The 14,238-nt window shown below is 64.1% G+C and carries 8 protein-coding genes; 6 read left to right on the top strand and 2 right to left on the bottom strand.

What is annotated here, in order from left to right; translation table 11 throughout:
* The first annotated feature begins 75 nt into the window (after positions 1 to 75).
* The 6 genes from B378_RS0100910 (at position 76) to B378_RS0100885 (ending at position 10,135) form a co-directional block, all read left to right on the top strand.
* A complete protein-coding gene (locus B378_RS0100910; RefSeq protein ID WP_017341951.1) occupies positions 76 to 5,256 on the top strand; it encodes an intein-containing DNA polymerase II in 5,181 nt (1,726 codons plus the stop codon).
* Positions 5,257 to 5,402: 146 nt separating this feature from the next.
* Positions 5,403 to 6,329 (top strand): ABC transporter ATP-binding protein, encoded by a 927-nt coding sequence (locus B378_RS0100905; RefSeq protein ID WP_026046110.1) that lies wholly within the window; start codon positions 5,403 to 5,405, stop codon positions 6,327 to 6,329.
* Positions 6,330 to 6,381: 52 nt separating this feature from the next.
* On the top strand, positions 6,382 to 7,812 hold the full coding sequence (gene sufB / locus B378_RS0100900) for a Fe-S cluster assembly protein SufB (RefSeq protein WP_004598699.1): 1,431 nt from the start codon (positions 6,382 to 6,384) through the stop codon (positions 7,810 to 7,812).
* Between the two features lies 1 nt (position 7,813).
* Entirely contained in the window at positions 7,814 to 9,028 is a 1,215-nt protein-coding gene (gene sufD / locus B378_RS0100895; RefSeq protein WP_017341949.1) for a Fe-S cluster assembly protein SufD, read from the top strand.
* A 134-nt stretch (positions 9,029 to 9,162) separates the two neighbouring features.
* A complete protein-coding gene (locus tag B378_RS0100890; protein WP_026046109.1) occupies positions 9,163 to 9,648 on the top strand; it encodes a ferritin family protein in 486 nt (161 codons plus the stop codon).
* Positions 9,649 to 9,691: 43 nt separating this feature from the next.
* Complete coding sequence (locus tag B378_RS0100885) at positions 9,692 to 10,135, top strand: metal-dependent transcriptional regulator (protein ID WP_004598696.1); 444 nt, start codon at positions 9,692 to 9,694, stop codon at positions 10,133 to 10,135.
* A 35-nt stretch (positions 10,136 to 10,170) separates the two neighbouring features.
* Here B378_RS0100885 and prf1 read toward each other — a convergent pair whose 3' ends face one another.
* Both prf1 and argS read right to left on the bottom strand, forming a co-directional pair.
* On the bottom strand, positions 10,171 to 11,421 hold the full coding sequence (prf1, locus tag B378_RS0100880; protein WP_017341947.1) for a peptide chain release factor aRF-1: 1,251 nt from the start codon (positions 11,419 to 11,421) through the stop codon (positions 10,171 to 10,173).
* Between the two features lie 491 nt (positions 11,422 to 11,912).
* Positions 11,913 to 13,721 (bottom strand): arginine--tRNA ligase, encoded by a 1,809-nt coding sequence (argS, locus tag B378_RS0100875; protein ID WP_017341946.1) that lies wholly within the window; start codon positions 13,719 to 13,721, stop codon positions 11,913 to 11,915.
* Between the last annotated feature and the right edge of the window lie 517 nt (positions 13,722 to 14,238).

The raw sequence follows: 14,238 nt of genomic DNA, 5'->3' as shown, positions 1-14,238 counted from the left end.
ATGCCTTTCCGTGGCGGGATAGCTCGCCGCACCCGAAAGCCGAGTTTTTTAGCCGGGTGACGCCGAAGAGCGGGTATGACTCAGTCGGGGCTGTCGGACTTCTCGTCGACCGGGGACGCGGGCGACGGGGCCGACGGCGACACGGACACCGAACGGGAGGAGCTGGCCGCTCAGGAGGCGGCCGTCGTCGCTGGCGGCGGACGTGGCCACGTCAACGACGTCGTCGACGTCGACGAGGCGAAGTTCCCGGAGTCGACCGGGACCGTCGAGCTGATGATCACCCAGATCGACTACGCCGTCGAGGGGTACGGCAGCGACGAGTACCCGGTCGTCCACGTGTTCGGCCGGCGGCCCGCGGAGCACGTCGAGGACGCCGACCACGACGTCGTCGAACACCTCCGGGTGCTGGGCGTCGAGCCCTACTTCTACGTCCCCACGGCCGACCTCGACCGCGACCCCGTTGAGGAGTACGACGTGGTGATCGGGACCCGCGAGGAGAATCCCGACGGCGAGCCGTACGAGAGCATCCGCGGCGAGCCGCTCACCCGGATCGTCACGCGCACGCCTCGCGACGTGGGGAACATCCGCGATGACTTCGAGACCAGCTTCGAGGCGGACATCCTCTTCCCGAACCGCTTTCTGATCGACAACGGCCTCAACGGCGGGATCCGCGTCGAGGAGCGGCGCCTCGACGACGGCGAGGGGACGATCCAGGTCCACGAGGGGCACCTCGAACCGGCCGACGTCGACGCCGAGATGCGCGTGAACACCTTCGACATCGAGGTGGACGACCGGCGCGGCTTCCCCGAGGACGGCGAGGAGCCGATCATCTGTCTCACCAGCCACGACTCCTACGACGACGAGTACGTCGTCTGGCTGTACGACGCGCCCGAGGCCGAGATCCCGCCGCCCGAGGACCTCCCCGACTACGAGGGGATCGTGGGCGACGGCGAGGAGCTCGACTTCCGGGTCCGCACCTTCGAGGAGGAGGCCGCGATGCTCGACGCGTTCGTCGAGTACATCGACGAGACCGACCCGGACCTGCTCACCGGGTGGAACTTCGAGGACTTCGACGCGCCGTACGTGCTCGACCGGCTGGAGGTGCTCGACGACGGGAGCCAGTACGACCTCGACGTCGACCGCCTCTCCCGGATCGGCGAGGTGTGGCGCTCGGGCTGGGGCGGCCCGGACGTGAAGGGCCGGGTCGTCTTCGACCTGCTGTACGCCTATAAACGCACGATGTTCACGGAGCTGGAGTCGTACCGCCTCGACGCGGTCGGCGAGCGCGAGCTCGGCGTCGGCAAGGAGCGCTACACGGGCGACATCGGCGACCTCTGGGAGCAGGACCCGGAGCGCCTCCTGGAGTACAGCATCCGCGACGTGGAGCTGTGCGTCGAAATCGACCGGAAGCAGGACGTGATCGCCTTCTGGGACGAGGTGCGCACCTTCGTCGGCTGCAAGATCGAGGACGCGCCGACCCCGGGCGACACCGTCGACATGTACGTCCTCCACAAGGCGTTCGGGAAGTTCGCGCTGCCGACGAAGGGCCAACAGGAGTCCGAGGATTTCGAGGGCGGCGCCGTCTTCGACCCGATCACCGGCGTCAAGGAGATGGTGACGGTCCAAGACCTGAAGAGCCTCTACCCGATGTGTATGGTGACGATCAACGCCGGCCCGGAGACGAAGGTCGACCCCGACGAGTACGACGGCGAGACGTACGTCGCGCCCAACGGGACCCACTTCCGGAAGGAGCCGGACGGCATCATGCGCGAGATGGTCGACGAGCTCCTCACCGAGCGCGAGGAGAAGAAGTCGCTCCGGAACGACCACGACCCCGGCACCGAGCCGTACGAGCAGTACGACCGACAGCAGGCGTCTGTCAAGGTTATTATGAACTGTTTCACGCCGGACACCGAGGTCGTAACCCCCGACGGCGTTCGGTCGATTACGGAGTTGGAGGTCGGCGACGCCGTGTACTCGCTCGATCCCGACACCGAGGAGATGGAACTGAAGACCGTCGAAGAGACCCACGCGTACCCGGACTACCGGGACGAACTCGTCGACATCGAAACGTCGAAGATCGACTTCCGGGTGACGCCGAACCACCGGATGCTCGTCCGGAAAAATGACAAAAATGGAATCACCGAGGACGGTTACAAATTTGTTGAAGCTGGTGAGCTACACGAGTATTGTAATTATGAACTCCCACATGATTGGACGTATGAAGTGGATTCGTATCCTGAAGAATATACTATTTCAAAATTAATACAAGAATACACAGAGATCGCGACTACAGTATCAGATGGAGGCACACAGATTGCTGCGAAATACGGACAACCATCCGCTGAGAACTGTATTCAAGCGGATGATCTACTAGACTTCCTAGCGTGGTACATAACTGAAGGGAGTCTGTACGAAGCAAAAACCAAGAATTATCGGATTAAAATCGCACAAGAGCTTGGGAAAGAACATGACGAGATAGCAGCATTAATCGACAAAATATCTAGCTACAGTTACACGACGGATCGAGCAATTTCATTCTCAAGTCGCGTCTGGTACGAGTTGTTGTGGAGTCTCTGCGGGAAAGGAAGTGAGAATAAAAAGATTCCCGAGTTAGTGTTTGAACAGTCTACGGAACGTCGACGCCAGTTCCTTGAGACGCTCATTGCGGGTGATGGTCGGTGGGAAACCGAGAACGAATCCTTCACCTACACCACAAAAAGCGAGCAACTCCGTGATGATGTCCTTCGACTCTGTTTAACGCTCGGATTGACAGCACATTACACCCGCGACAGCGGCGTTTGGCGAATACATGCGAGCCGTAACACTAAGAACACTCTTCGCATGTACAGGAGTGGCGAGCGAAGTCGCGCAGAAGAGGGGGTATATTGCGTAACTGTCGAAGATAATAATACACTTGTTGCCGGTCGAAACGGAAAGTTTCAGAATGTTGGGAATTCATTGTACGGCGTTACGGGGTGGGATCGGTTCCGTCTCTACGACAAGGAGGGTGCCGCGGCCGTCACGGCGACCGGTCGCGAGGTGATCGACTTCACCGAGGAGGCCGCGGAGGAGCTCGGCCACGACGTTGCGTACGGGGACAGCGTCACGGGCGACAGACCCGTCGTCGTGCGCGATCCCGAGGGCGTCGTTCGAATCTTGCCGATTGCCGATCTCTTCGAGCTGTCGGACGCGACTGCGAGCGAGGATCTGATCGTTACCGCCGACGGCGGGCCTGTCGCTTCGGTGTCGGTCGAGAAGGAACGGGGTCGCGTGGACGGGTGGAAGGCGCTTTCGGTCACCGAGGACGGTGAACCGGAGTGGCAACCGATCGAGCAGGTGATTCGGCACGAGACCGACAAGCCGGTCGTCAACCTCCAGCACAAGTTCGGCGAGTCGACAACGACCAGAGACCACTCGTACGTCGTCGAAGAGGACGGCAGCCTCGTCGAAACGAAGCCAGAAGACGTCGAAGAGCCGCTTCGGGTGCCCGGTTTCCCCGACGTCGAGACGGTGGAAACAATCGACGTGTACGACGTGTTGGAAGGATACACGCGCGAGTACGAGGACGGCCGAAGCGTCGGCAGTGAGAACGCGGCGACGAAGGTCAAGCGAATCCACGCGAACGACGACTGGGTCTGGTTCGGCCACAGGCATCACGATGCGATAGAGAAGAGCATCAAGGTACAGCGATACGTCGATTTGGACTCCGAAGACGGACGGGCGCTCGTGCGGTTGCTCGCCGCGTACGTCACCGAGGGGAGTGCCTCGACGATCGAAACGGCCGAATCCAAGTTCGGCGCGAGCATCGCGGAATCCAGAACGGAATGGCTGAAAGGCCTCCAAGAGGATTATTTACGTCTGTTCGACGGAGCGACAGCGAGTGTCATTTCGTCGAACACGTCCGGCGAACGAACCGTCGAGTACGAAACCGACGACGGGGACCAGTCGGTAACGTACGACGACGGCACCCACAAGCTCCAGATGATGAACGAACTCTCGGCGGTGTTCTTCCGTGAGTTCGCCGGGCAAACGTCGCGTGGGAAGCGTATCCCGGGGTTCGTGTTCAATCTCCCCGAAGATCTCCAACAGCTCTTCGTCGACGTACTCGTAGAGGGCGACGGCTCACGCGAATTCCCACGGTACTCGGCCGAGTACTGCGAGCGAAACTTCGACTTCGAGACGACGAGCCGAGAACTCGGGGCGGGCCTCTCGACACTTCTCACCCAGCGCGGGGAGAAACACTCGCTGAAATACAGGGAGAGCAAAGAGAGCTACACGATTCGAACGTGCGATTACTACCGGGGTGGACGGGATCCAGTGGTTAAAGAAGTGGATCACGACGGGTACGTGTACGATCTCAGCGTCGCCGAGAACGAGAACTTCGTCGACGGTGTCGGCGGTATTGTGCTCCACAACACGGATTCGGTCATGTTGTCCCTCGGCCAAGAGGTTGACAAAGAGGAGGCGATCGAGACCTCCTTCGAGATCGAGGACCACATCAACGAGCGCTACGACGACTTCGCTCGCGACGAATTAAACGCCGAGTTCCACCGCTTCGAGATCGAGTTCGAGAAGCTCTACCGGCGGTTCTTCCAGGCGGGCAAGAAGAAGCGGTACGCGGGCCACATCGTCTGGAAGGAGGGGAAAGACGTCGACGACATCGACATCACCGGCTTCGAGTACAAGCGCTCCGACATCGCCGGCATCACGAAGGAGGTCCAACAGAACGTCATCGAGACGATCGTGACGGGTGACGACATCGACGAGGACTTAGAGGAGGTGAAAGCGTACCTCGTGGACGTCATCGCGCGCGTGCTCGACGGCGATATGGACCTCGACGAGATCGGGATCCCGGGCGGGATCGGCAAGAAGCTCGACGCCTACGACACCCCGACCGCGCAGGTCCGCGGCGCGAAGTACGCAAACCTGATGCTCGGCACCAACTTCGGGAGCGGGTCGAAGCCGAAGCGGCTGTACATCGAGAAGGTCCACCCCGACTTCTGGGCGCGGATGGAAGACGAGGAGGGGCTCGACCCGCAGCGGGATCACCTGTACGGGGAGTTCAAACGGGATCCGGACGTGATCTGCTTCGAGTACGCCGACCAGGTGCCCGACGAGTTCGAGGTCGACTGGGAGAAGATGCTGGACAAGACCCTGAAAGGCCCCATCGAGCGCGTGATAGAAGCGCTCGGGATGTCGTGGGAAGAGGTCAAGACGGGCCAAGAGCAGACCGGGCTCGGCTCGTTCATGTGACCGACGGCGAGGCGAAACGCCGGTCGTCGAAAGCAGTTTTCGATTGGAAGAAAATTTCTTGGTCGATCTGCGATTTTTGACGGGTAGATGCGTAACCATTAACCCCCTCAACCCCCACCGTCAAGGTACGAGGCACGAGAATACATATGGCTACTCTCGAAATCAACGATCTTCACGCACGAGTGGCGGAAGAGGGCGGCGAACGCATCCTTCTCGGCGTCGACCTGACCGTCGAGTCCGGGGACATTCACGCGCTGATGGGCCCGAACGGCTCCGGGAAGTCGACGCTCGCGAAAGTCATCGCCGGCCACCCCGCCTACGAGGTCACCGGCGGCGAGATCCTGCTCCACCTCAGCGAGGAGGACGTCGCCGACGTCGACGCCGATCTGGACGACGAGGACTATCACTGGGAGCTGCTCGAGTTAGAGCCGAACGAGCGCGCCGCGCTCGGCATCTTCCTCGGCTTCCAGTACCCCGCCGAGATCGAGGGCGTCACCATGACGAACTTCCTCCGGCAGGCCCTCAACGCGAAGGCGGACGAGCGCGAGGAGCTGTTCGAAGAGGAGGGCGAGGAGGAGGAAGCCGAGGCCGACGACGAGGACGACGAGGGCTACGAGACCTCCCCGATGGAGGGGCCCGCGGACGACGGCGAGATCGGCGTCGCCGAGTTCCAGGAGATCCTCTCGGAGAAGATGGAGCTGCTCGATATGGACGAGAAGTTCATGCAGCGCTACCTCAACGCCGGCTTCTCCGGCGGCGAGAAGAAGCAGAACGAGGTCCTCCAGGCCGCGATGTTGGAGCCGAGCGTCGCCGTGCTCGACGAGATCGACTCGGGGCTCGACATCGACCGCCTGAAGGACGTCTCGAAGGGGATCAACGCGCTCCGCGACGAGCAGGGCACGGGCATCCTCCAGATCACCCACTACCAGCGGATCCTCGACTACGTCGAGCCCGACCACGTCCACGTCATGCTCGACGGCGAAGTCGTCAAGAGCGGCGGCGCGGAGCTCGCCGAGAAGCTCGAGGACGAGGGGTACGACTGGGTCCGCGAGGACGCCTTCGAGGCGGCGTAACCGAATGCGGGCACGCGACACACGTAAACACGGGAATCCGTAACAATACACTATGAGTTCACAACAGGACGACCTCAAGGAGACAGACACCGAGGCCCGCTTCGAGTTCAAGAAGGAGGAGAAGTCCGCCTTCAAGAGCGAAAAGGGCCTCACCGAGGAGACGGTCCGCGTCATCTCGGAGGACAAAGACGAACCGGAATGGATGTTAGAGCGGCGCCTGCGCGCGCTCGAGCAGTTCCAGGAGATGCCGATGCCGACCGACTGGCCCGGCCAGCCGGACCTCTCGGAGGTCGACATCAACGAGATCGTGCCGTACATCCGGCCGGACATCGACAAGCGCGGCGGCGCGGACAGCTGGGAGGACCTCCCGGAAGAGATCCAGGACACGTTCGACAAGCTGGGCATCCCGGAGGCCGAGAAGAACGCGCTCTCGGGCGTCGGCGCCCAGTACGAGTCCGAGATCGTCTACCAGAACATGCAGGAGCGGTGGGAGGAGAAGGGCGTCATCTTCTGTGACATGGACAAGGCCGTCCAGGAGCACGAAGAGATCGTCCGCGAGCACTTCATGACGAAGTGCGTCCCCCCGAGCGACAACAAGTTCGCGGCGCTTCACGGCGCCATCTGGTCCGGCGGCTCGTTCGTCTACGTCCCGGAGAACACCACCGTGGAGATGCCGGTCCAGGCGTACTTCCGGATGAATAGCGAGGGGATGGGCCAGTTCGAGCACACGCTCATCATCGCGGAGGAGGGCTCCGAGGTCCACTACATCGAGGGCTGTTCCGCCCCGAAGTACTCGGCGTTCAACCTCCACTCCGGCGGCGTGGAAGTGTTCGTCGGCGAGGACGCCCACGTTCAGTACTCGACCGTCCAGAACTGGTCGAAGAACACGTACAACCTGAACACGAAGCGCGCCATCGCCGAGAAGGGCGGGCGCATGGAGTGGATATCCGGGTCGATGGGGTCGAAGGCGACGATGCTGTACCCGTCGACGATCCTGAAGGGGCGCGGCGCCTCCGACAACCACATCACCATCGCCTTCGCGGGCGAGGGGCAGGACATCGACACGGGCGCGAAGGTGTATCACAACGCGCCGGACACGAAGTCGACCGTCGAGTCGAAGTCGATCGCGAAGGACGGCGGCCGCACGAACTACCGCGGCCTCGTCCACATCGCGGACGGCGCCGAGAACTCCTCGACGGCCGTGGAGTGCGACGCGCTGATGTTCGACAACGAGTCCACGTCGGACACGATGCCGTACATGGAGATCAACGAGTCGAAGGTCGACGTCGCCCACGAGGCGACCGTCGGGAAGATCGGCGACGAGGACATCTTCTACCTCCAGTCGCGCGGTCTCGACGACGACGACGCGAAACAGATGATCGTCTCCGGGTTCATCGAGCCGATCACGGAGGAGCTGCCGATCGAGTACGCCGTCGAGCTGAACCGGCTCGTCGAGCTGGAGATGGAGGGTTCGCTCGGATAACATGAGCACGAAGCAAATCGAGAGCCTCTCGGAGGACACGGTACGACGCATCGCCGACGAACGCGACGAGCCCGAGTGGCTCCTCGAGACCCGTTTGAACGCGCTGTCGGCGTTAGAGACCGCCGATCTGCCCGACGTCATCCAGACGCCCGGCCGCCGCTGGACCGACCTGGAGGCGCTGGACTTCGAGGCGCTCGTCGACCCGCTGAACCAGGCCGACGAGACCGAGCGGACCGCGGGCGACGACGAGGTCGTCGTCCTCCCGTTCACCGAGGCGCTCGCCGAGTACGGCGACGTCATCGAGGCGAACTTCGGCTCCGTCCTCGACCCCGAACACAACTACCTCACGGCGCTTTCCGTCGCGCTGTTCACGACCGGCACGTTCGTCTACGTCCCCGAGGGCGTCGACGTCGAGGACGTGACGGTGCGCGCGGAGATGAACTCCCGCTCGCTGTTCAGCCAGACGCTCGTCGTGGCCGAAGAGTCGTCGTCGGTGACGATCCTCGAATCGATCGAGACGGGTGACGCCGAGGTCGCCGACGACCGGTACTTCTCGAACCTCGTCGAGGTCGTCGCGGGCGAGAACGCGAACGTCCAGTTCGGCTCGCTCCAGAACCTGGACGACGACGCGTACACCTACTCGCTGAAGCGCGGCGTGACGGACACGTACGCGACGGTCGACTGGATCGAGAGCAACTTCGGCTCGAAGCTCACCCGCTCGGACATCGAGACCGAGCTCAACGGCGACGGCTCCGAGAGCCAGATCGTCGGGACGTTCTTCGGCACGGACGACCAGCACTTCGACATCAACGCCCGCGTGTGGCACCAGGCCGAGCAGACGACCGCCGACCTGGTCACCCGCGGCGTGCTCGACGACGTCGCCCGCTCCGTCTACGAGGGTGTTCAGGACGTCGGCGAGGACGCGTGGAACACCTCCAGCTACCAACGCGAGAACACGCTGATGCTGTCGGACGACGCCGAGGCCGACGCGTCGCCGAAGCTGATCATCCACAACCACGACACCGAGGCCTCCCACTCCGCGACGGTCGGGCAGGTCGACGCCGAGGACCTGTTCTACCTCGAGAGCCGCTCGATCGACTCGCGGACGGCCCGGAACATGCTCGTCGAGGGCTTCTTCGTGCCGGTCCTCGAAGAGATCGCGGTCGACGAGTTCCGCGACGACGTCGAGGAGCTCGTCTTGGAACGGCTTCAGTAGGCCGTCTTCGCGGATCGGTTTTTTATCCAGCACGCCCGCGGAGCGACCGGCGCGCGAGGGGAATCTCTTAAGACCGACGACGCCCGAGTCGGAGGTATGCGAACCCGCGTATCGCGCCGTCTCGGGTGGTCGCGGTGAGCGTGAGCCAGCGGGTCGCCTCCGACGACCAGCTCGCGCGGCTGCTCCAGATCGGAATCGTGCTCGAGGAGGTCGTCGAAGCGCGAACGCACCGCCACTACCAGCAGTTAGACGCCGAGCTCGACGAGGAGGTGGAACGGCTGCTCGCGGACGCCGCCGAGGAGTCCGCCGACCACCGCCAGCGGCTGGAGGCGCTGATCGAGGGGCTCGGCGTCGACAGCGTCCCGTTCGACGAGATCGAGTCGCTGGTCGACGCCCGCTACGGGCGGACGCGGCCGGAGGACTTCGACGACGTGCTGTACGACCAGCTGTGCAACGAGGAGACGGCGTACAAGTTCTACGACGACCTCATCGAGGCGATCGAGGACTCCGAGGCGACGTTCTCGATCGACCGCGAGGAGCTGCTCGCCACCCTGACGACGATCCGCGACGAGGAGGCCGAGGGAGTACGCGAGGTCACGGAGGTCATGGAGCGCCGATGAACCGGGCAGACGAGTCGCCGACGAGCGCCGACGGAGGACAGCCGTGAACACCGCAGATCAGTACCTCAAGACGATATACGTCGTACAGGACAGCGAAGACGGCCCCGCCTCGACCGGGTCGATCGCCGACTCGCTCGGCGTCAGCCCGGCCAGCGCCAACGAGATGATCGGCAAGCTCGAAGAGCGGGGGCTCGCCGAACACGAGAAGTACAAGGGCGTCACGTTGACCGACGACGGCATCGTCCGTGCGCGAGACGCCCTCCAGACCTACTGTATCATCGAGCGGTTCCTCGCGAACGTCCTCGCGGTCGAGGACTTCCAGGCGGAGGCCCGCGAGCTGGAGGCCGTCATCGACGACACGGTGGCGGAGCGGCTCGACACGATCATCGACCGCCAGCCGGAGTGCCCGGACTGCTTCGACCCCGAGTCCGACGCCTGCGCGTGCTTAGAGATCGCTCCGGAGCCGGTCGAACCGGAGCAGCAGTAAAAAACGGTAAACGGTCGCGGAGCGGATTCTCGGTCTTAGACACCGGTGGAGTAGCGCAGAATACCGGCGATACCACCGAACGCGTCGAGCAGCTGCTCGCCCTTCTCGAAGTCGGTAGAGATGAACCGCGTCTCGGTGCCGCGCTGCTCCGCGATGGCCATCAGGTGTTCGATGACGTCCTCGCGCTCCTCGACGTCGGCCGCCTCGCCGCACTCGCTACACTCGTGGTCCGGCGTCGAGTGGCGGGCGTCGACCACCTCGTACTCCTCGTGGCCGTTCGGGCACTCGTAGACGACGACGTCGGAGCGGAGGTCCTCGGAGATGAGCAGCCGGTCGACGGAGCCCATGATCAGGTTCCGACGGGTCTGTTCGAACCCGTAGGTGGCTTCCTGCCCGGTGTTGAGCTTCTCGAAGAACTCCTCCATGTCGTTTTTGTCCTGGACGATCTCCTGGTCGGCAAGCGCCTCCTGGCCCGCGTCGACGAGGTCCTTCAGCCCGGACTCGTCGGTGTAGGCGACGTCGAACTTGCCCAGCACCTTGTCCTGGAGCTCGTGGTGGAGGTAGTCGCCGTCGAGGAACTCGTCTTTCGTCGGCGAGGGGCCGCCGACGAGGATGCCGTCGAGCTCGTGGCGCTTGTCGACGAACAGGTCGTTGGCCATTCCCGCGACCTCCTGGTAGAAGTTGTCGATCGCTTCGAGCCGGAGGCGGGCGAACCGCTGGGCGGACTGGCCACCCTTCCGCTGTTTGCCGGGGACGAGCGAGGAGGCGGACTTGACGGGCTCGACGCGTTTCCCCTTCAGCCAGCCGACGTTCGCCTCGCGGCGGTCCAAGACGATGAGCCCGAACAGCCCGGAGTCTTCGAGCATGTGTTCGAGCGGCTCGGTGAGGAACTCCGAGTCGCAGTGGTACCGGAACGACTCGACGGGCTGCGGGGGCGACTCCAGCGTCCGCGTGACCATGTCCGTCTGGCCGCCGCCGCTGTCGATCGCGCCCGAGAAGATCACGATCCCGTTGTCGGGCGGGAACGTGTCGTAGTAGCGCAGTCGGTCCTTGATCGACGTGAGCGCGTCCTGAACGGCGGTCCGGGTCTGCTTCGACTTGATGTTGGACGCCTCGCTGTGCTCTTGGGTGACGTGGGCCACCACGTCGGAGATCTGCTTGTCCTCGGGGATGTAGATGGTGACGAGCTGGGTGCCGGAGCCCTCGTAGTCTTTGAGCTCCTCGATGACCTTGCGGAACTCGTACTTCCGGCGGTCCTCGTTCGCCTCCTGTGCGTCGCTACTCATTGTCTGAAATACGGTCGCGTGCGTGTAAGTAAGCTTTGACCTCCCGGCCGCCGCGTCGATAGCGGGTCGCACGGGTCGTCGAACGCGCGTTTGTTTATAAATGGACTGCGGTGGCGCGTGCCTGCGAGCGGCCGCCCCCGGCGGCCGCGAGGAGCACGCGCGAGGGAGTCGGTGGTCTGGAGCGAAGCGGAAGACCACCGACGAGGCTGGGGAGGCGTGAGGCTGCGGTGCTGTGCGGTTCGGGGTGGGATTCAAAAGGGCAGTCGCGAGGCGGGCGCAGGCGACGTAAGCACTGGAACGAGGGAGCGAACGAAGTGAGCGACCGAGTGAAGCGCGCAGCGAGCGTGCGCCCGCCTCGCGACTGGGGCTTTGGAGACACTCTCCACCGATCTGCGATTAACTATTTATAAGCGAGCGACTGGAGCTTTGGACGTGTTCATCGCCAATCTTCGATCAACGCCCGAAGAAGGCCGAACTCGACAGCCCCGATCCTACATCGACTCCGGCGCCTCGACGCCCAGCACGTCGAGCGCGTTCGCCATCGTGTGCTTCGCGGCCGCGACGACCGCGACGCGAGCGTCGCGCAGCTCGTCGGTCTCGGCGGTCACGACCGGGCACTCGCGGTAGAAGGCGTTGTACGCGTCGGCGAACTCGCGGGTGAACGTCGCGATCGTGTGCGGTTCGAGGTCGTCCGCCGCCGCCTCGATCGCTGCGGGGAATCTGGCGACCTCACGGAGGAGCTCGCGGGCTTCCTCGGTTTCGAGAGCGCTCGCGTCCACGTCGAGCGCGTCGGGGTCGACACGCCCGTCGGCGTCGGCGGTCACGCCAGGCACGTCGACGCCCTCGGCCGCGGCCTCGTCGAGGATCCCGGCGCAGCGCGCGTGGACGTACTGGACGAACGGGGCCGACTGCGCCTCGAAGTCGAGCGCGTCCTCCCACTCGAAGGTGATCGCCTTCGCGGGCTGCTTCGAGACGATGTCGTACCGGACCGCGCCGATCCCCACCTGGTGGGCGATGCGCTCGACGTCCTCGTCGGTGAGGTCGTCGCCGCGGATCCGGTCGTCCATCCGGGACTCGACGGCGTCGCGGGCGCGGTCGATCGCCTCGTCGAGGAGGTCGTCGAGCATCACGCCGGTTCCCTTCCGGGTTGACATCTTCCCGTCGGGGAGGTTGACGTACGAGTAGATGACGTGGCCGAGCCGGTCTGTGTCGTTGCCGAGCAGCTCGAGGGTCGCGTCGAGCTGGTCGGCCTGGAGCTTGTGGTCCTCGCCGAGGACGGTGACGGCGCGGTCGTAGTTCGCGAACTTCCACTCGTGGTGGGCCAGGTCGCGGGTGGTGTAGAGGCTCGTGTCGTCCGAGCGCAGGAAGACGAGGTTCTTGTCGATCCCCCACTCGTCGAGCTCTAACTGCCAGGCGTCCTCCTCGTAGACGGCCTGATCGGTCTCCTTGAGCCGCGCGGCGATATCGTCGGTCGAGCCGTCGCGCATGAACCGCGTCTCCTTGACGAACTCGTCGAACTCGGCCGGGAGGCGGGCGAGACACTCCTTCATCCCGCCGAGGACGGCGTCGACGACCTCGCCGACGCGCTCGTACGTCGCCTCGTCGCCGGCTTCGAGCCCCTGGAGGATGTCCTGAATCTCCGCCTCCGCGGCCTCGACCGCGTCGGCGTCGGCCTCTTCGAGGAAGGCGTTCCCCTTCCGGTAGTAGCGCACGAGGTCGTACTCCGCGCGGTCGCGCGCGGGCTCGGCGTCGAGGTCGGCCTCGTCGAACCGCTCGTACGCCCACGTGAACACCGCCATCTGCCGGCCGGCGTCGTTGACGTAGTAGTGGCGGTCGACGTCGTAGCCCGCGTACTCCATGAGGTTCGCGACGGCGTCGCCGACGATGGGGTTGCGCGCGCGGCCGACGTGGACCGGGCCGGTCGGGTTCGCGCTGGTGTGCTCGACGACGACCGACGCGTCGCGGTCGGGGAGCGCGCCGTAGTCGGCGTCGACGGCGGCCGAATCGAGCGTGTCCGCGAGGTAGCGCTCGTTCGCGTGGAAGTTGACGTACGGCCCCGCGGTGTCGACGCTCGCAATGTAGTCGGCGTCCGCGACCGACACCGCCTCGGCGACCGTCGCTGCGACGTTCGGCGGCGCGTCGCCGACCTCGCCCGCGAGCCGGAAGGCGACGCTGGAGGCGAGCGTCGCGTCCATGTCGTCGGGCGGGCGTTCGATACCGAGGTCGTCGGTCGGGAGGTCGAGCGAGCCGAGCGCGTCCGCGAGCGCCGCCTCGACCTCCGACCGGAACTGCCTGAACATACCGTCCGTTCGACGGGCGGGTTAAAAGGCCCTTCCGAAGCGGCTCGAAACGGAAGACGGGAAATCGGTGGGGCGAAACGTGAGACTCTACGAACCGCGGTGGCGCGTGCCTGCGAGCGGCCGCCATCGGCGGCCGCGAGGAGCACGCGCGAGGGAGTCAGTCGCCGGAGCGAAGCGGAGGCGACTGACGAGGCTGGGGAGGCGTGAGGCTGCGGTGCTGTGCGGGGCGGGACTCAAAGGGGCAGCCGTGAGGACAGCGCAGGCGACGTAAGCACTGGAGGGAGCGAGCACCGCGAGCGACTGAAGCGCGCAACGAGCGTGCGCTGTCCTCACGGCTGGGGCTTTGGAGGCATTCACCGCCGGTCTACAGACGATTATTTGGCTCTGTTGAGGCCCTAATCTTTAGACACATTTTATCTGAAATGTCTGGTCGCTTAAAGTGCGAATTGACCGGCTAGAATCCCACCAATCCGAGACACTAGGACCTAAATGAGAATACTGAGCAATAGATTCACAG

The sequence above is a fragment of the Halorubrum sp. T3 genome (assembly GCF_000296615.1).
In the GTDB taxonomy this organism is placed as follows: domain Archaea; phylum Halobacteriota; class Halobacteria; order Halobacteriales; family Haloferacaceae; genus Halorubrum; species Halorubrum ruber.
This window is presented reverse-complemented; position numbering and strand designations above follow the sequence as displayed.